Source organism: Burkholderia sp. AU28863 (assembly GCF_002223195.1).
Taxonomy (GTDB): Bacteria; Pseudomonadota; Gammaproteobacteria; order Burkholderiales; family Burkholderiaceae; genus Burkholderia; species Burkholderia sola.
In genome coordinates this window covers 24,121-41,777 of the sequence record NZ_NKFE01000005.1, presented here as the reverse complement: position 1 = coordinate 41,777, position 17,657 = coordinate 24,121, and the positions used below count along the sequence as shown (strand labels likewise).

General features: G+C 67.6%; 20 protein-coding genes. 8 read left to right on the top strand and 12 right to left on the bottom strand.

Features of this window, described 5'->3' with window-relative positions; translation table 11 throughout:
* Nucleotides 1-52 precede the first annotated feature (52 nt).
* From CFB81_RS16730 to gstA, 6 genes are all read right to left on the bottom strand, one after another.
* Nucleotides 53-421, bottom strand: a complete 369-nt coding sequence (locus CFB81_RS16730; protein WP_089435894.1) for a copper-binding protein — start codon at nucleotides 419-421, stop codon at nucleotides 53-55.
* Nucleotides 418-3,624 carry an efflux RND transporter permease subunit gene (locus CFB81_RS16725; RefSeq protein ID WP_089435893.1) on the bottom strand — a complete coding sequence of 1,069 codons (3,207 nt, stop codon included), beginning with the start codon at nucleotides 3,622-3,624 and terminating at the stop codon, nucleotides 418-420. Before CFB81_RS16725 ends, CFB81_RS16730 begins: the two co-directional genes overlap by 4 nt.
* Nucleotides 3,621-5,144, bottom strand: coding sequence for an efflux RND transporter periplasmic adaptor subunit (locus tag CFB81_RS16720; protein WP_089437036.1), 1,524 nt, complete (start codon nucleotides 5,142-5,144; stop codon nucleotides 3,621-3,623). The genes CFB81_RS16725 and CFB81_RS16720 overlap by 4 nt, the downstream gene beginning before the upstream one ends.
* Before the next feature lie 11 nt (nucleotides 5,145-5,155).
* Nucleotides 5,156-6,448 (bottom strand): TolC family protein, encoded by a 1,293-nt coding sequence (locus tag CFB81_RS16715; RefSeq protein ID WP_089435892.1) that lies wholly within the window; start codon nucleotides 6,446-6,448, stop codon nucleotides 5,156-5,158.
* 91 nt (nucleotides 6,449-6,539) lie between these two features.
* Nucleotides 6,540-6,926, bottom strand: coding sequence for a hypothetical protein (locus CFB81_RS16710; protein WP_089435891.1), 387 nt, complete (start codon nucleotides 6,924-6,926; stop codon nucleotides 6,540-6,542).
* 86 nt (nucleotides 6,927-7,012) lie between these two features.
* Entirely contained in the window at nucleotides 7,013-7,645 is a 633-nt protein-coding gene (gstA, locus tag CFB81_RS16705) for a glutathione transferase GstA (RefSeq protein ID WP_089435890.1), read from the bottom strand.
* A 136-nt stretch (nucleotides 7,646-7,781) separates the two neighbouring features.
* On the opposite strand from gstA, the gene CFB81_RS16700 reads away from it, so the two are divergent.
* The 5 genes from CFB81_RS16700 to CFB81_RS16685 all read left to right on the top strand — a co-directional run bounded on the left by CFB81_RS16700 (nucleotide 7,782) and on the right by CFB81_RS16685 (nucleotide 10,645).
* Nucleotides 7,782-8,162: a helix-turn-helix domain-containing protein gene (locus CFB81_RS16700; RefSeq protein ID WP_089435889.1), complete on the top strand. Its 381-nt coding sequence runs from the start codon at nucleotides 7,782-7,784 to the stop codon at nucleotides 8,160-8,162.
* Nucleotides 8,163-8,180: 18 nt separating this feature from the next.
* Nucleotides 8,181-8,555: a hypothetical protein gene (locus tag CFB81_RS16695; RefSeq protein WP_089435888.1), complete on the top strand. Its 375-nt coding sequence runs from the start codon at nucleotides 8,181-8,183 to the stop codon at nucleotides 8,553-8,555.
* Nucleotides 8,556-8,595: 40 nt separating this feature from the next.
* Nucleotides 8,596-8,751 (top strand): hypothetical protein, encoded by a 156-nt coding sequence (locus CFB81_RS36130; protein ID WP_176730212.1) that lies wholly within the window; start codon nucleotides 8,596-8,598, stop codon nucleotides 8,749-8,751.
* A 283-nt stretch (nucleotides 8,752-9,034) separates the two neighbouring features.
* The gene (locus tag CFB81_RS16690) at nucleotides 9,035-9,919 is read left to right on the top strand and encodes a helix-turn-helix transcriptional regulator (RefSeq protein ID WP_089437035.1); all 885 of its coding nucleotides are present in this window, start codon (nucleotides 9,035-9,037) and stop codon (nucleotides 9,917-9,919) included.
* A gap of 135 nt (nucleotides 9,920-10,054) precedes the next feature.
* A complete protein-coding gene (locus CFB81_RS16685; protein WP_089435887.1) occupies nucleotides 10,055-10,645 on the top strand; it encodes a GNAT family N-acetyltransferase in 591 nt (196 codons plus the stop codon).
* 41 nt (nucleotides 10,646-10,686) lie between these two features.
* Here the strand turns inward: CFB81_RS16685 and tam are convergent, their stop codons facing one another.
* Nucleotides 10,687-11,472: a trans-aconitate 2-methyltransferase gene (gene tam / locus CFB81_RS16680; RefSeq protein ID WP_089435886.1), complete on the bottom strand. Its 786-nt coding sequence runs from the start codon at nucleotides 11,470-11,472 to the stop codon at nucleotides 10,687-10,689.
* A 139-nt stretch (nucleotides 11,473-11,611) separates the two neighbouring features.
* Here tam and CFB81_RS16675 point away from each other — a divergent pair, with 139 nt between their 5' ends.
* Both CFB81_RS16675 and CFB81_RS16670 read left to right on the top strand, forming a co-directional pair.
* Nucleotides 11,612-12,394, top strand: coding sequence for a LysR family transcriptional regulator (locus CFB81_RS16675; protein WP_089435885.1), 783 nt, complete (start codon nucleotides 11,612-11,614; stop codon nucleotides 12,392-12,394).
* Between the two features lie 145 nt (nucleotides 12,395-12,539).
* Nucleotides 12,540-13,823, top strand: a complete 1,284-nt coding sequence (locus CFB81_RS16670; RefSeq protein ID WP_069619026.1) for a cystathionine gamma-synthase family protein — start codon at nucleotides 12,540-12,542, stop codon at nucleotides 13,821-13,823.
* 153 nt (nucleotides 13,824-13,976) lie between these two features.
* On the opposite strand, the gene CFB81_RS16665 is transcribed toward CFB81_RS16670, so the two are convergent.
* The 4 genes from CFB81_RS16665 to CFB81_RS16650 all read right to left on the bottom strand — a co-directional run bounded on the left by CFB81_RS16665 (nucleotide 13,977) and on the right by CFB81_RS16650 (nucleotide 16,294).
* Entirely contained in the window at nucleotides 13,977-14,411 is a 435-nt protein-coding gene (locus CFB81_RS16665) for an N-acetyltransferase (RefSeq protein WP_089435884.1), read from the bottom strand.
* A gap of 150 nt (nucleotides 14,412-14,561) precedes the next feature.
* Nucleotides 14,562-15,029, bottom strand: coding sequence for a nucleoside deaminase (locus CFB81_RS16660; RefSeq protein ID WP_069619028.1), 468 nt, complete (start codon nucleotides 15,027-15,029; stop codon nucleotides 14,562-14,564).
* A 98-nt stretch (nucleotides 15,030-15,127) separates the two neighbouring features.
* Nucleotides 15,128-15,598, bottom strand: a complete 471-nt coding sequence (gene cynS, locus CFB81_RS16655) for a cyanase (RefSeq protein ID WP_089435883.1) — start codon at nucleotides 15,596-15,598, stop codon at nucleotides 15,128-15,130.
* Between the two features lie 36 nt (nucleotides 15,599-15,634).
* The gene (locus tag CFB81_RS16650; RefSeq protein WP_069619030.1) at nucleotides 15,635-16,294 is read right to left on the bottom strand and encodes a carbonic anhydrase; all 660 of its coding nucleotides are present in this window, start codon (nucleotides 16,292-16,294) and stop codon (nucleotides 15,635-15,637) included.
* Nucleotides 16,295-16,407: 113 nt separating this feature from the next.
* On the opposite strand from CFB81_RS16650, the gene cynR reads away from it, so the two are divergent.
* Nucleotides 16,408-17,337 carry a transcriptional regulator CynR gene (gene cynR / locus CFB81_RS16645; RefSeq protein ID WP_089435882.1) on the top strand — a complete coding sequence of 310 codons (930 nt, stop codon included), beginning with the start codon at nucleotides 16,408-16,410 and terminating at the stop codon, nucleotides 17,335-17,337.
* 105 nt (nucleotides 17,338-17,442) lie between these two features.
* Here cynR and CFB81_RS16640 read toward each other — a convergent pair whose 3' ends face one another.
* Nucleotides 17,443-17,646: a hypothetical protein gene (locus tag CFB81_RS16640; RefSeq protein ID WP_069619032.1), complete on the bottom strand. Its 204-nt coding sequence runs from the start codon at nucleotides 17,644-17,646 to the stop codon at nucleotides 17,443-17,445.
* Between the last annotated feature and the right edge of the window lie 11 nt (nucleotides 17,647-17,657).

The window sequence follows — 17,657 nt, the reverse complement described above, 5'->3', positions numbered from 1 at the left end:
GCGTTTCATCGCGCCGGACGCGGGCGACGGCAACGCCCGCGCATCCGGACGATCAGGAACCCTTGACGAGCTTGACGATCGTCAACGTGCCGCCGACCTTCTCGATCCGCACCCTGACCTTGTCGCCCGCATGCGCTTGCGCGAGCATCGCCGCATCCTTCGCCTTGAATGCCATCGTCATCGGCGGCATCCCGACGTTCTCCAGCGCGCCGTGCTTCAGCGTGATCTTGCCGCTCGCGGCATCGACCTTCTTCACTTCGGCGTCGGTCAGCGCGGCGTTCGATTCCGCCGCGCCGTCCGACGACATCTTCATGCCGGACATGTCCATGCCCGACATCTCGCCGGCGGCAAACGCCGGTACCGCGAAGGCACTCAGCGCGACGACGGCGGCTGCAGTGGCGATCAATTGATTCATCTTCATCGTGATTCTCCGGTGGGAAGGGATGGCACGTTCGTGCCGGAAGGAACTGCATCGGAATGCCGCGTGGGGCCCGCGCTTCGCGCACGACGGCGTTGAAGCAGAAGCCACGCGGCGGGAATGACGAACATCGACAGGAGCGGCGCCGTGACCATGCCGCCGACCATCGGCGCGGCGATGCGCTGCATGACTTCAGAGCCGGCGCCGTGGCCGAGCATGATCGGCACGAGCCCGGCGAGCACGACGGCGACCGTCATCGCCTTCGGCCGCACGCGCAACACCGCGCCTTCGCGAATCGCGTCGAGCAGCAACGCATCGGTCAGCGGTTCGCCGGCATCGAGCCGGCGCTGCAGCGCGCCCTTCAGGTACAGCAGCATCACGACGCCGAATTCGGCGGCCACGCCCGCCAGTGCGATGAAACCGACCGACGTCGCGACGGACACCGCATGGCCGAGCGCCCACACGAGCCAGAAGCCGCCGACCAGCGCGAACGGGACCGTCGACATCAGCAGCAGCGCGTCGGCCGCGGAATCGAACGTGACGAACAGCAGCACGAAGATCACGACGAGCGTGACGGGCACGACGGTGCGCAGCGTCGCCGCCGCGCGTTCGAGGTACTCGAACTGCCCCGACCACGCGATCGAATAGCCCGGCGGCAACGCGACCTGTTGCGCGACGGTCTTCTGCATCGCACGGACGGCCGTGCTCAGGTCGGTACCGCGGAGATCGACGTACACGTAGCCGGACAGCCGTGCGTTCTCGCTGCGGATCATCGGCGGCCCGTCGGCGATCGCGACGTGCGCGACGTCGCCGAGGCGGATCTGCGCGCCGCGCGCGGTGACGATCGGCAGTTGCCGCAGGTTCTCGAGCGAATCGCGGATCTCGCGCGGATAGCGGATGTTGATCGGGAAGCGCTCGCGCCCGGCGATCACTTCGCCGACATCCTCGCCGCCGATCGCCGACGATACGACCGACTGGATATCGGCCACCGACAGCCCGTAACGCGCGGCAGCGAGCCGGTCGACGTCGACGTCGACGTAGCGGCCGCCGTTCAGCCGTTCCGCGAGCGCGGACGTCACGCCCGGCACGCGCTTCACGGCCGCCTCGACCTGCGTCGCGATCGCGTCGATTCCCGCGAGGTCCGGCCCGGAAATCTTCACGCCGACCGGCGTCTTGATTCCGGTGGACAGCATGTCGAGCCGGTTGCGGATCGGCGGCACCCATACGTTCGACAGCCCGGGCACCTTCACCGTCCGGTCGAGTTCGTCGACGAGCTTCTCCGGCGTCATGCCCGGCCGCCACGCGCTGCGCGGCTTGAAGCGGATCGTCGTCTCGAACATCTCGAGCGGCGCCGGGTCGGTCGCCGTATCGGCGCGGCCCGACTTGCCGAACACCGTGTCGACCTCGGGCACGGTCTTGATCAGCCGGTCGGTCTGCTGCAGCAGTTCGCTCGCCTTGTCCGCCGAGATGCCCGGCAGCGCGGTCGGCATGTAGAGCAAATCGCCTTCGTCGAGCGGCGGCATGAATTCGCCGCCGAGCCGCGACAACGGCACGGCCGTCAGCACGAGCGCGACGACCGCGACGCCGATCGCGGCCCACGGGCGCCGCAGCGTCGCTTCGAGCAGCGGCCGGTACAGGCGGATCAGCACGCGGTTGATCGGGTTCGCGTGCTCGTGCGGAATGCGGCCGCGCACCAGATAGCCCATCAGCACCGGCACCAGCGTCACCGACAGCCCGGCGGCGGCGGCGATCGTGTAGGTCTTCGTGAACGCAAGCGGCGCGAACAGCTTGCCCTCCTGCCCTTCCAGCGAAAACACCGGAATGAACGACAGCGTGATGATCAGCAGCGAGAAGAACAGCGCGGGCCCGACCTCCGCGGCCGACGCCGCGACGAGTTCCCGGCGGCGTGCGGCCGTGATCGGCTCGCCGGGATGCGCGCGGTCGTACGCTTCCAGATGCTTGTGCGCGTTCTCGATCATCACGATCGCCGCGTCGATCATCGCACCGATCGCGATCGCGATCCCGCCGAGCGACATCAGGTTCGCATTCACGCCCTGGTAGCGCATCACGATGAACGCGGCCAGCACGCCGAGCGGCAGCGACAGGATCGCGACCAGCGCACTGCGCAGATGAAACAGGAACACCGCGCAGACGATGCCGACGATGACGAATTCCTCGATCAGCTTGTCCGTCAGGTTGTCGACCGCACGCACGATCAGTTGCGAACGGTCGTAGGTCGTGACGATCTCGACGCCCGGCGGCAGCGAACGCTTCAGGTCGGCGAGCTTCGCCTTCACCGCGTCGATCGTCGTCAGCGCGTTCTTGCCCGAGCGCATCACGACGACGCCGCCCGTCACCTCGCCCTGCCCGTTCAGTTCCGCGATGCCGCGCCGCATCGCCGGGCCGACCTGGATGCGCGCGACGTCGCCGAGCAGGACCGGCGTGCCGGTGTCGCCGGTGCGCAGCACGACGTGACGAAAATCGTCGAGCGTGCGCAGGTAGCCGGACGACCGCACGATGTACTCCGACTCGGCCAGCTCGACGACCGAGCCGCCGGACGCCTGGTTGGCCTTGCCCAGCGCCTCCGCGACCGCCGCCTGCGTGATGCCGTACGCGCGCAGCTTGTCCGGATCCAGCACGACCTGGTACTGGCGCACCATGCCGCCGATGCTCGCCACTTCCGATACGTCCGGCACGGCCTTCAGCTCGAACTTCAGGAACCAGTCGTTGAGCGCGCGCAGTTGGCCGAGATCGTGACGGCCGGTGCGATCGACGAGCGCGTATTCGTATACCCAGCCGACGCCGGTCGCATCGGGCCCAAGCGACACGGTCGCGCCCGCCGGCAGCCGGCTCTGCACCTGGCTCAGGTATTCGAGCACGCGCGAACGCGCCCAGTACGGATCGGTGCGGTCGTCGAACAGCACGTAGACGAACGCGTCGCCGAACGACGAGTACGCGCGCACGGTTTTCGCGCCCGGCACGCCGAGCAGCGTCGTCGTCAGCGGATAGGTCACCTGATCCTCGACGACCTGCGGCGCCTTGCCCGGATACGACGCCTTCACGATCACCTGCGTGTCCGACAGGTCGGGCAATGCGTCGAGCGGCGTCTGTCGCAGCGAATGCACGCCCCATGCCGCGAGCAGCACGGTGGCCAGCAGCACCAGAAACCGGTGATGGACGGACCAGTGAATGATGCGCGCGATCATCGCTCGCCTCCCTGCGGCTCGACCTTCGTCAGCCGGTAGCCGTCGTCGGCCTGCGTGAACGCGAAGCGCACGGTCTGGCCCGGCTTCACGTCCGGAAACGCGTGCGCCGACGGCTTGCCGAACGCCATCGTCATCGCGCCCCAGCCAAGCGCCGGCACCGGCTGATGCGAGAACGTGATGTCGTCGGCCGTGACCTTCTCCACCTTGCCGGTGGTTTCGTAGACCGGCGCGGTTGCCGTCGCGGACGACGCGGCCGAGCTCACCCCTGCCGCCCGCGCAAGCCGCGGCAACACGCTTTTCAGGCTGGCTTCCGAATCGATCAGGAACTGCCCCGACGCGACGACCGTGTCGCCTTCGTTCAGCCCGTCGAGCACTTCCGTGTCGCCGCCGACGTCGTTGCCGACCGTCACCGACACCGGCTGCAGCCGGCCGTCGCCGTGCTTCGCGATGACGATCGTGCGCTGGCCGGTCGCGATCACCGCCTCGGACGGCACGAGCAGGCGCGACACCGTCTCGTTCGCGGCGACCCGCACGCGCATCAGCATGCCGGGCGTGAGCTTCAGCGATGCGTTGTCGATCTCCACGCGCGCCTGCAGCGTCCGGCTGCCCGTGCTGATGCCGGGCAGCACTTCGCGGATGCGTCCGCTGAAATGCCGGGCCGGATCGCCCGCGAACGTCGCGTCGACCGACATCCCCGGCTGCACGTTCAAGGCGAGCGCTTCCGGCACCTCGACGATCAGCCACAGCGTCGACAGCCCGGCAATCTTCACGAGTGTCTGACCGGGCGCGACCGTCGCGCCGTCGCGCACGTTCAGCTCGCTGACGACGCCGGTTTCCGGCGCGCTCAGCACGACGTGCGTCTGCGCGCGGCCGGTGCGGTCGAGGGCCGCGATCATCCCGTCCGGGATCGACAGCGCCCGCATCCGTGCGCGCGCCGCATCGAGCAGGCTGCCGTCCATCCCGCCGCGCTTCAGCGCGAGATACTCCTCCTGCGGCGCGAGCCAGTCGGGCACGAACAGCGATGCGACCGGCGCGCCCTTCGCGATGCGCTGCATCGGCGCACGCGCGTACAGACGATCGATGTAGCCCGTCACACGCGACTGCACGACCGTCGCGCGCGCTTCGTCGAACTGCGTGGTGCCTACCGCGTCGAAGCCGGCCGCCGTCTGCTGCCGACGCACGGTCGCATAGCGGATGCCGAGGTTCTGCTGCAGGCCCGGATCGATCCGGATGCCCGCCGCGGCACCGCCTTCGTCCGCATAGACCGGCTGCAACTGCATGTCCATGAACGGCGATTTGCCCGGTTTGTCGAAGTGCTGGTTCGGCACCATCGGGTCGTGCCAGTACAGCACCTTGCGTGCGGCCTGCTGCGCCGGCGCGTCCGACGGCGCGGCGGCGGGCATGGCGCGCGGCGCCGCGTCGTCCGCAGCATGGCGAACGCCCGCGAAATAGCCGGCGCCCGCGAGCGCCGCACCGGCGGACGCGATCAGCGCCGCACGCATCAGTGATTGCCTTGTCATGAGCGTCTCCTTCACTGCGCGGCGGCCATCGCCGACGGCACGACCTGATATTCGAGCTGCGCCCAGGTCTGCGAGACCTCGCGCCTGAGATCGAGCACCTGCAACTGCGCATCGAGTTGCGCACGCCGCGCGGCGAACGTGTCGGCGAGCGACCCCGTGCCGGCCCGGTACGCGGCCGTCGCGAGCTGCACGCGCTGCTCGGCGGCCGGCAACAGCGCGGCGCCCAGCTGCGCGATACGTTCGCGGCCGCTCGCCAGCGTGTCGGATTGCGTGCGGATGTCGGCCTGTACCTGGCGCAACGTGTCCTCGTACATCAGGCGCGCCTTCGTCGCGAGCGCCGCCTTTTCGGCGACGTCGCGGTTCTGGCGATTCTTGCGATCGAGCGGCAGCGGAATGGAGACACCGATCGACACCATGTTCGAATACGCGCCGCCGCGCTGCTGGTATGCGATTTCCCATGTCCAGTTGGGGTTGCGCTCGCTGGTCGCGACCGCGGCGTCGGCTTCGGCCACCGCGATATCGTTCGCGGCGGCGACGAGTGCCGGCTGCGACAGGCGCAGCTCGTCCGGCGGCAACGACGATACGAAGGATTCGGGCGCGGGCGGCGTACCTGCCACGTCCGTCACGGGCGCCGCCGTCCAGCGGCCCAACGCGACAAGCGCGGTGCGATACGCCTGCTGCGCCTTGAGCACCTGGTCCTGCGTCCGAGCGAGCATCGCGCGGGCCTGCACGACGTCGCCCGCGCTCGCCTTCGCGCCGCGATACGACGCCTGCGTCGCGTCGAGTTCATGGTTCATGTGACCGAGCAGCGCCTGCTGAAGCGCGAGCGCCTGCTTCGCATAGACGGCATCCAGCCACGCCGTCGCGGTCTGCCGGCGCACGGCCGCCAGTTGCACGAGATAGCCGGCGCGCTCGCGGCCGACCTGTTCGTCGGCCAGCGCGGTACGCAGCCGCCGCTTGTCGCCGGACACCCATTCCTGCTCGATGCCGATGCGGCGCATCGTCATGAAGTCCTGGCCGACGGTGAAGCGCTGCCCGCCGTTGACCGGCAGGTTGTCGATACCGGCCTTGAGCATCGGGTCCGGCAACTGCCCGGCCCTGACGGCCGCTTCGGAACGCGCGAGCACGGAAGCCTGTGCGGCCTGCATCGACGCGGAACGATCGGTGGCGGCCTGTAGCGCGGCGTCCAGCGTCAGCGGCGCCTGCTGCGCGTGAACGGCGCCCGCCATCAGCAGCGCGGCCCACGGTACGGGCGCGCGCCGACGTGCACGCGGCATGCGCCGCGTGCGGAAAGCGAATGACATGGTGTAACCCCAAATCGGAACCCAAAGGGATTCCACGTCCTGCGCACAGGACGAACCTCACCGCGTACGCGGCGAACCGGTCAAATCGGGATCAGCTGATGCGTGGCGGGCGCCACAACCCGTTCGGGTCGCGAGCCGGGACGGACTGCGTGTAGTGGAAGACGATCGTGCTGGCGAATGCGGCGGGACGGCTGACGTCGGCGCGGGCGGCCGGGTGGTAGAGACTGCCGAACTGGCATTGGGCCGTCACCTTGCAGGCCGAGCCCTTGGCTTTGGCCTTCGCGTGATCGGCGGAGGACGGCTGCATCGAATCGCAGCCGTTCATGTCGGCGGACATGGCCATGTTCATGCCCGTATCCGCCTCCACCGACATCGTGTGCTGCATTGGACATTCACCGGTCAGGCCGCTGGCTGCCAGCCCAGTGATGGGCAGCACCGCGCACAGCAGCAGCAGGATGAAGGTCCGAAACAGTTTCATGGCGGCGATTATAGCGCGGGCTGCAGCGGCATGCCGCTGCGTCGCGACGGCGAAACGACGCGCCTTCCCGCCGCAGCCGCCACGGGTCATCGCAGCAGGTTGTCCGCCGCCAGCACCTGCTGCACCGCCGGCCGCGCGCGCACCCGCTCGTACCACGCACGCAGATGCGCATGCCGGCTCAGGTCGATATCCGCGTTGTACACGGAACGCATCCAGTCGGCCTTGCCCCAGCCGGTCAGCGCGAACAGGTACGCATCGGCGACCGTGAACGTGTCGCCGGTAACGAACGTCCTGCCGTCGAGCTGGCGGTCGATCCACGCGAAGCGACCGTCGAGCTTCTGCCGTACGGGCTCGACGTACTTCCCCGCCTGCACCGCATACAGCAGCGGGATGAACCCCTTGTGGATCTCGGTGCCGAGAAAGTTCAGCCATTCCATCAGCCGGTAGCGCGCGAGCGTGCCGTAAGCGGGCACAAGCGCAGCCGCCGGGCGCTGGTCCGCGAGATACTGGGCGATCACCGGCCCTTCGCGCAGCATCGTGCCGTCGTCGAGCTCGAGCAGCGGCACGTAGCCGAGTTCGGTCACGTCGTAGTAATCGCGGCCGCCGTCGACGACATGCTTGCGCGCGTCGACCTTGACGATCTCGGCGTCGAATCCGCCTTCGCGCAGTACGATGCAAATAGCCTGCGAACAGCTGCCGGGAGCGTGATAGAGCTTCAAGCGTTTCCTCCGTGGGTTGTCCATGTATCGATTCGCCGCGACGCGGGCGCTAATATCTCGCATCGGCGCAGCGCTGGGAAGACGGCAGTCGTTTGTGCCGTAGTCACAAAAAATTTACCGACCAGGATTCGGCACGATGAAAACGAGTGCGACAGGATGTTCCGTTGAAGAAGCGATGCGCCTGCTCGGCGGCCGCTGGCGGCTGCTGCTGGTGTCGTATCTGCTCGACGGGCCGCGCCGCTTCAGCGACCTGCGGCGCGACATGCCGGGCATCTCGCAGCGCATGCTGACGCTCGACCTGCGCGCGCTGGAAGACGCGGGGCTCGTGCGGCGCACCGTCTATCCGGAAGTGCCGGTGCGCGTCGAGTACGATCTGACCGCGGACGGCGACCGGCTGCGGCCGGTGGTCGACGTGATGCGCGAATTCGGGCTGTGGCTGAAGGCGCGCGACGCACAGGCCGACGCGATGCTCGACGCCACGGCTGCGACCGAAACGACGATGCATGCTCACAAATAACGCCTTTAGCAGGAATCGATGCTCATGGAACTTCACGCTACCGTCGGCGCGGCCACGTCCGATCTCGACGATGACGAAAGCTTCGCCAACATCTACTGTCACGATGCGGAGCAGGACTATTGCTTCGCGCTGTCGCGCTTTCCGGACGATACGCTGATCGAAGTGATGGTGCGCGACCAGCTCAACGTACGCGTCAAGGATCTGTCGGTGCGGCTGACCGACGATACGATCGACGTCGAGATCGAGCCCGGCGTCGCCGCGCGCCTCGACGGCCAGACGCGTTATGTGATCCATCTCGCGCCCGGTCAATACGATCCGGTCACGCTGCGCGCCGCGCTGAAGGAGATCTTCGTCGGCAAGAACGGCTATCGCGACGACAGCACGCACGGCTGACCGGTCGCCTGCGCGCGCTCCTTCGCCACGACAACCGCTCATGACACGCTTCGCGCGATTCCACCCGCTTCCCTGTGTCGCCGCGCTGCGGGGCGGCACGGCGGGGCACGCGACCACCTACATCGCCGCGATGGCGCTCGCCGGTAGCCTGTCGTACGGGCTGCTCGTCGGCAAGGTGGAGCGTATCGACGCATAGACGCACACGAAAAAGGCGCAGGCGCACCGACTCGTTTACACTGCCCCGGTATACCCTCTTCCGGGTGACGCGCGACGTTTTACGGGGCGAACGGATCGACAGGACGCCTGCCGGCATTTCCCGCTGATGGCGTCCTTCGCGGCAAACGCGGGAATCCAGCCGCTTCAACGGCCGGCCCCGCTGATAACGGGCTTGCGGCCCCCTTCCGACGGCAAGCCGAACCCATGCTTTTTTCGTATCAATGGAACGCGCGTCATGGGCGGAACAGGCCCTTGGGAACCGCATGCTGCTCAACGTGAACGCCATCCACCGCGACGACGATCGCGTCAACCTATCGTTCAAGGCATTGGGCGAGCTGATCGAGACGGTCGGCACGCCGCACTTCGTGCCGCGCCTCACGCAACTGCTGAACGATATCGTGCCGCTCGACGTCGCACACGTCGAACGCTCGCGCGTCGATGGCACGATGCCCACAGGCTATCGTTGCGAATGGATCGGCAGCAGCGGCATCGGCGCCGCGTCCACCGACATCTCCGACGTGATGACGCTCTACTACGAGCGCTTTCTCGACAGCGACCCGCTGTTCGCGGGGCTGCGCGGCAAGACGGGCACGATGCTCGTCGTGCGCGACATCGCGGCGATCCCGCCCGGAGAATTCCGCCAGCGGCTGTTCGACGACGTGCATATCGGGCATGAATGCGTGCTCGCACGCGGCACCCGCTATTCGCAGCATTCGATCGCACTCGAGCGCGGCCGCGACCGGCCGCCGTTCACGCTCGCCGAGATGAACCGCTTCCGCAGCATCAGCGACATGCTGTTTCCGCTGCTCGAACTGCATGCGTCGACCACCGCCGCGCGGCGCATCGCGCACGCGACGCCCGACCTCCATCCGCTCGCGCAATTCGATGCGCGTCTCGCGGCCGACGGCGTGAAGCTGTCGAAGCGCGAATACGAAACCTGCAAGCATCTGCTCTCGGGCAAGACCGTGCCGGAAACCGCCGGCATTCTCGGCGTGCGCGTCGCGTCGGCCGAGTCGTACGTGAAGCGCGCATTCGCGAAGCTCGGCGTGCGCACGAAGCGCGAACTCGCCGCGTGGGGTTCGGCCACCGCCGTGCTCCCCGCCGCCGGATCGCACGACGGCGGCGCACCGCCGGCCATCCCGCGCTGACCCGAGCCGCCGCGTCGGCGTCCCGGCGCAGTGAACGAAGCAACGACAAGGACGCGATACGGCGCGCATTCATCGCACCGACGATCGCATCACGGATACCATCACGTCATCCCGCCGAAGACAGGACACCGACCCATGGACCGAGCCGAACACATCAGCATCGAACCAACGCTCGCGTTTGCCGCCGACGAGCTGAACGAATGCGATTTCTCGTTCGACATCGCGTGGGAATTGAATGCGCCGTATCAGGACTTGCTCGATCTTCGCGCGCTGCCGGCGCGGCGCAAGGACTACGGCTTCGATCCGGCTGGCTCGGCGAGCGAAGCGTCGGGCCGAACGGCGCTGTTTCGCGCGACGGCCGGCGAGCGGCTCGCCGGGTTTGTCGCGATCGAGGAAAGCTGGAACGGCATGGCCGAGATCGCGGAACTGGCCGTCGACCGCCACTGCCGACGCCAGGGCATCGGGCAGCTCCTGCTGGCGGCCGCGGAAGCGTGGGCGCGCAGCCACGGATTCCGCTTCATGCGGCTCGAAACGCAGGCGAACAACGTCGCGGCCTGCTCGACGTATGCGCGCGCGGGCTTCGTGCTCGGCGGCCACGACCGCTTCCTGTACGCCGACGGCGAGAATGCCGGGGAAGTCGCGCTGTTCTGGTACAAGGACCTGCGCGACGGTCAGACCGCGCGAAGCCGCACGGTCGACCCCGCATCAGTGCAACCGGTGCGCTGACGCGCCGCCATTCGTCGCATCAGCGCAATGTCACTGCCGCGTTACTTGCGCGTCGCCACGATGAACAGGCGCGGAAACGGCAGCAGCACAGCGCCGTCGTCCTGCACCGGATAACCGTCCGGCCCGGCCAGCGCATCGCGATAGCGCGCGACAAACGCGCGCCGTTCGGTGTCGTCGAGCGCCGCGAGGAACGGCCGCAATGCACTGCCCTTGAACCATTCGACAACCGCATCCGCGCCGCCGCGCAGCAGGTGGTAATAGGTCGTGCGCCACACGTCCACGCGCGAACATAGCGGCGCGAGCAGCGCATGGTAATAGCGCGCATCGAACCGCTCGGTGCGCGCCGCGCCTTTCAGCTTGTCGGCCCACGGCCCGGCCGCGGCGACTTCTCGCATCAGCCGGTGCGCGGGTTCGTCGAGATTGTCGGGCATCTGCACCGCGAGATGGCCACCCGGCGCGAGGCGGCCGACGAGCATCGGGAACAGCGTGTCGTGCGCGGGCACCCATTGCAGCACCGCATTCGACAGGATCAGGTCATAGCCGCCCGGTTCGTCCCAGGTCGTGACATCGGCAAGGTCGAAACGCAGCGCCGGCAGGCGCTTGCGCGCGGCCGCGATCATGTCCGCCGACGCATCGATCCCGTGGATCGTCGCGTCGGGTGCGCGTGCGATCAACGCTTCCGTCGAATTGCCCGGCCCGCAGCCGATATCGATCGCGGTGCGGATCGGTGTATTCGGCACGGCGGCCAGCAGGTCGCGCACGGGGCGCGTGCGTTCGTCCTCGAACTGCACGTATTGGTTAGCGTATTGATCGAGCGGGGTCGTCACGATAGATCTCCTTGTCGGCATGAGCGGCCGCCGCGCTTCCGCGTAAGGGAATGCCGCAGGCCGCCGATGCAGCGCATTCTGCGACGGCCGGTGACATTCAGTAAAATGAATTTAATATCGTGATTGATTCAAAGTTCTGATGAAGATCGATACGCTCGGTGTCCAGGCTTTCGTCGCGATCGCCGACGGCGGCAGCTTCAGGCAGGCAGCCGATACGCTGCACGTCACGCAAACGGCGATCACGCAGCGGCTGCGCAAGCTCGAAGCGTATCTCGGCGTCGCGCTGGTCGAACGCACGACGCGCCGCACCACGCTGACCGAGATCGGCCGGCGTTTCCTGCCGCAGGCGCGCCGGCTGCTGAACGAACTGTCCGACGCACTGACCGAAATCCGCGAGACGGGCCTGAGCCAGCGCGGCGACGTCACGATCGCGTGCGTGCCGACGGTCGGCGTGCAATACCTGCCGCGCATCCTGCGCGCGTTCTCCGGGCACCGGCCGCACGATCGCGTGAAGATTCTCGATCATGCGTCGGCGTCGGTGCTGCAGGCGGTGCTGCGGCGCGAGGCCGAATTCGGCATCAGCATCGCCGGCGACCAGCACCCGGAACTCGTCAGCGTGCCGCTCACGCACGATCCTTATGTGCTCGTGTGCCGCGACGATCATCCGCTCGCGAAGCGGCGGCGCATCCGCTGGACGGCGCTGCAGCCGCATCCGCTGATCTTCGCCGGCGAAGTGAGCGGCAATCGCGGGCTGCTCGAAGGCGCGCTGAAGACGAGCGGTGTGTCGCTGCATTCGTTCTACGAGGTGCAGCGCAGTTCGACGGTGTCGCGCACGCTCGTGCTCGTCATGCGGCGGAACGCACAACTGTCGCCCGCCGCGCGGGCGCTGTACGACATGATCGTCGAGCGGGCCGCACCCTGACGATAGTGTCAGGGGTGCGTCACGAAGCAGCGCCTTCGGGGTAGTATCGCCACACGCGGTCGCGACGACCGGTGCCTACCCGGCGCCGCACGCGTCATGCCGCCGCTGCAACGGCTGTTCCTCACCACCCCGCACGGAGCACTGCATGGCCTATCGCAACTACCACAAGCGCAAGATTGCAGACCGGGAACTCCATCCCGAAACCCAGATGATGTCGTACGGTTACGATCCGTTCCTGTCGGAAGGGTCGGTGAAGCCGCCCGTGTTCCTCACGTCGACGTTCGCGTTCCGCACGGCCGAGGACGGCGCCGAATTCTTCGACGTCGTGGCCGGGCGCAAGCCTTTGCCCGAAGGTGAAAGCGCGGGCCTCGTCTACAGCCGGTTCAATCACCCGAACCTCGAGATCCTCGAGGATCGCCTCGCGCTGCTCGACGATTCCGAAGCCGCCGTCGTGACGTCGAGCGGCATGTCCGCGATCGCCGCGATCCTGCTGACGTTCCTGCGGCCGGGCGACTGCGTCGTCCAGTCCGTGCCGCTGTACGGCGGCACCGAAACGCTGATCTCGAAGTTCCTGCCCGAGTGGGGCATTCGCTCCGAGGTAATCGCCGACGGGCTGTCCACCCGTGCGATCCGCGCCGCGCTCGAAGCGGCCGCGCAGAAGGGGCACGTGCGGATGTGCTACATCGAGACGCCCGCCAACCCGACCAACGCGCTGTTCGACCTCGAAGGGCTGCGCAGCGAGATCGATGCGTTCGAGGCTCGCCACGGCTATCGCCCGCTGTCGGTCTGCGACAACACGCTGCTCGGGCCGCTGTACCAGAAGCCGTCGCGCCAGGGCATCGACCTGAGCGTGTACTCGCTGACGAAATACATCGGCGGGCATAGCGACCTCGTCGCCGGCGGCGTCACCGGCACCCGCGCCCTGATCACGAAGATCCGCTCGTTCCGCAGCACGCTCGGCTCGCAGCTCGACCCGCATTCGTCGTGGATGATCACGCGCTCGATGGAAACGCTCGTGCTGCGCATGCAGCAGGCCGCGCGCAGCGGCAGCGCCGTCGCGCGCTGGCTCGCCGACAATCCGTATCGGCCGGTGCGCGTGCTGCACCCCGAGCTCATCGACGATCCGGCCTACCAGGCCGTCTACCAGCGTCAGTGCAGCGGGCCCGGCTCGACGTTCGCGTTCATCCTCGACGGCGGCCGCGAGCAGGCCTTCAGGTTCATCAACCACCTGACGCTCTTCAAGTCCGCGGTCAGTCTCGGCGGCACGGAGTCGCTGATCTGCCATCCGGCGTCGACGACGCATTCGGGCGTGGCGGCCGAGGCGCGCGCCGCGGCGGGCGTGTCGGAAGGGTTGATTCGCGTGTCGGTCGGGCTCGAACATCCGGACGATCTGATCGCCGACCTGTCGTACGCGCTGGAGCATTGCTGATACGCGTGGCATGCGCCCCGTGCGGGTTCGTACGGAGCCGGTCCCCGCCGGCGCGGAGCGGGCATTCAGCGATGCCGCCCCGCGCCCGATGCCGACGCCCGGATACCGACTTTCGCGCTGCGCGAGCGTGCTTGCCGCGCAACGCGAACTGCTTCAAAGCACCTTGACCATGAACACGCGCGCCGCGCCTTCCGGCTCGCATGGCACTTCGCCGAACGTCTCGTAACCGTGCTTCCGATAGAAATCGGGTGCCTGGAACGAGATCGTGTACAGCACCGCACGCGCGCAACCGCGCCGCTTCGCTTCCGCTTCGGCCTCGCGCAGCAACCGGCTGCCGAAACCGCCGCCGCGCAGCGATTCGGGCAGATAGAACAGATCGATGAAGAACAGGCCGAGCGACGTGCGGCCGGTGAGGCCGCCCAATACCTCGCCGGTCGCGGGATCGGTCACGTAGACGTCGAGCGCGGCCGTATCGGCGCGCCCCGTCATCGCATGGTTGAATTCGCCGAGCTTGCGGCTGATGAAGTCGCGGGCGGCCGGCTGCTCGGTGTCGGTCAGTTGAAGGGTGACGTCGGGATGGGCTGTCATCGAGGCGAACGCGTGCGTAAAAGGACCGCCGGGCGTGCGGTGTCCGCGGCGGGCGTCGCACGACTATAGCGCGTTGTCATGCGCTCATGTCACCGTAAACGAACGCCACCGTCAGCCCGTGACAATCGCGCCACCGTCGCGCACATCCCGTCACTTCGCGTTCAATTCCTTCCAGCGCCGGTACACGTCGATCGCGCCGTCGTGCTTGTGCTGCACCATCGGCAACCGGCGTTCCCCAATCGGCTTCGTGTATTCCGCATAAAACGTATCGAGCTCGAAGTACTTGCGATCGTCGCGATAGAACGGCGCGTAATCCTCGCGCGTCGTGACGTAGATCACGCGCTTCGGGCTGCAGTAGTACAGCGAGCCGAGGCACATCGGGCACGGGCTCGCGAGGATGTAGATCTCGCAGTCGGTCAGGTGCTCGGTACCGAGCTTGCGGCACGCGTCGCGCACCGCGAGGATCTCCGCGTGCGCGGTCGGGTCGCTGGTCTGCGCGACGAGGTTCGGGCTCTCGGCGACGATCTCGCCGTCGCGGACGATCACCGTCGCGAACGGGCGACCGCCCTCTTCCACGTTCTTCATCGCGAGATCGATCGTGCGTTTCACAAAATCCATGGGTGTGTCCTCGTTGAAACGACATGGCGGGAACGTGCGCCGGCCGGCGCACGTCGGGCGATACTGCGCGACACCGTTGCAGCGGTGCCGTGCAGGCGTCAGAACGGCTTGGTCGGCAGGTACTTGCCGTCGAGCGTGATCACCGCGCGCGAACCGCCTTCGGGATCGTCGACCTTCTTCACGTCGAGCCGGAAATTGATCGCGCTGATGATGCCGTCGCCGAACTTCTCGTGCACGAGCGCCTTCAGCGTCGTGCCGTACACCTGCAGCATTTCGTAGAAACGGTAGATGGTCGGGTCGGTCGGCACGCGATCGTCGATGCTGCCGCGCAGCGGAATCGACTGCAGCAGCAGCACCGCGTCGTCGTCGAGGCCGAGCTTGTCGGCGACGACGCGCGCCGCATCGGCCGGCAGCGCATGCTGGCCGAGCAGCGCGGCCGTGACGAACGCTTCGCTCAGGCCCGTGCCTTCGGTAAGCTGCGCGAACGACAGGTTCTTGCGCGCCTTCGCGAGGACGACGGTTTCCGCCAGCGCGTGACGCGCCGTCTGACTCTGCTGGGACTGGATCATGGCAATTCCTCGTAGTGGAGTGAGAGCAGGAGCGACTCAGGCCGCGACGGGCAGCGTCGCGGGGGTGGCGCGGACGCCGGGATGGTCCGCGAGGGACACGAAGCGGCCGCTCGCGCCGTCGTAGGCGTCGATGCAGCCCGATTCGATGTCGTAGACCCACCCGTGCAGCGCGAGACGCCCTTCTTCGAGCGCGAGCCGCACGGCGGGGTGCGTCTTCAGGTTGGCCAGTTGCGCGACGACGTTCTCGCGCACCATCGAGTCGATCCGCTCGCGCTCGCTGCGATGCGTGCGCGCCTCGTTCACGACCCGCGCCGAATCGGCATAGCGCAGCCAGTGGCCGACCGCCGGCATGTGGTCCATGCACTGGCAGGTCGCGATCGCGGTCATCGCGCCACAATCGGAATGCCCGCAGATCACGACGTCGGTCACGCGCAGCGCGGCGACCGCATATTCGACCGACGCCGACACGCCGCCCGGCTCCGGGCCGTACGACGGCACGATGTTGCCCGCGTTGCGGATCACGAACAGGTCGCCCGGTTCGCGCTGCGTGACGAGCTCCGGCACGAGCCGGCTGTCCGAGCACGAGATGAACAGCGCCCGCGGGTGCTGGCTGCGCGCGAGATCGCGAAACAGCGCGGCGCGCGCCGGATACGCGTCGCGCTGGAACTTCAGGAAGCCTTCGATGATGTCCTTCATCGCGTGTTCTCCGGTGCCGGTGGAATCGATGAAGGGCAGGTTACGCCCGGCTTCCGATAACGTAAAAGACTGATTTATGATCCGCTGGATAAGCAAGACTTATAGGAACCGCCATGCTGCTGCGCCACATCCACTACTTCCTGGCCGTCGCCGAACACCGTAGCTTCACGCGCGCGGCCGCTGCGCTGCACGTGTCGCAGCCCGCGCTGTCGCAGCAGATCCGCCAGCTCGAGGACACGCTCGGCGCGCAGTTGTTCGACCGCACGGCGCGCGTCACGCGGCTGACCGATGCCGGCGACGTGTATTTCCGCTATGCGCGGCAGGCGCTGCACGATCTGGCGGAAGGCCGGCGAGCGATTCACGACGTGCAGGATCTGAGCCGCGGCTCCCTGCGCGTCGCGGTCACGCCGACCTTCACGAGCTATCTCGTCGGGCCGCTCGTCGAGGCATTTCACGGCCGCTACCCGGACGTGTCGCTATCGATGCGCGAGATGTCGCAGGAGCGTATCGAAGCGCTGCTCGGCGACGGCGAGCTCGATGTCGGCATTGCATTCGACGAGGTGCAGGCGGCGGATGTCGACGCGCAAACGCTGCTGGTCGAAACGCTCGCGCTCGTCGTGAACCGCGGGCACGCGCTCGCCGGCAAACGCAAGGCCAGCCTGCACGCGCTGCACGACGCGCCGCTCGTGCTGCTCACCGCGGAGTTCGCGACGCGCACGCAGATCGACCGCTATTTCCGTGCGCACGACGTACAGCCGCGCGTGCTGATGGAGGCGAATTCGCTCGGCGCGGTGATCGAAATCGTGCGCCGCACGAACCTTGCGACGCTGCTGCCGGTGACGATCGCGATCGAGCACGACGATCTCGTCGCGGTCACGCTCGATCCGGCGGGGCTGCGGCGCACGGCCGTGCTGCTGCAGCGCAAGGGCGCGTACCGGAGCGCGGCCGCGCGTGCGTTCGTCGAGCTGGCGCTCGCGCAGGGGGCGGAAAAATCGAAGGGGGAAGGCGGAGCGCGTGCAACGCGCAAAAAGGCGGCCGGCTGAACGCAGTCACGCGGAACGGAAGACGAACCGTCCCGCGCGGACGTCCGGCGTTTCAGTCGAACGAAACGCCGGCGTGACGTCGAAACGACGCGAACGAAACGCGCGTCAGTTGTACCCGAGGATCGCCACGGCCGCGACATCCGGCCGATCGATCGTATGGCCGACGAGCGACGTCATCGGTTCCTGCAGCACGGCCTGGTACGAGGTCACGCGCGCTTCTTCCGGCGCACCCGCGTCATCCGCGGCCGGTTCGTCGAACATCGCATCGAAACCGCTATGGAACACCGCCTGCTTCTGCGAAAAAGTCATCTCCACTCCTT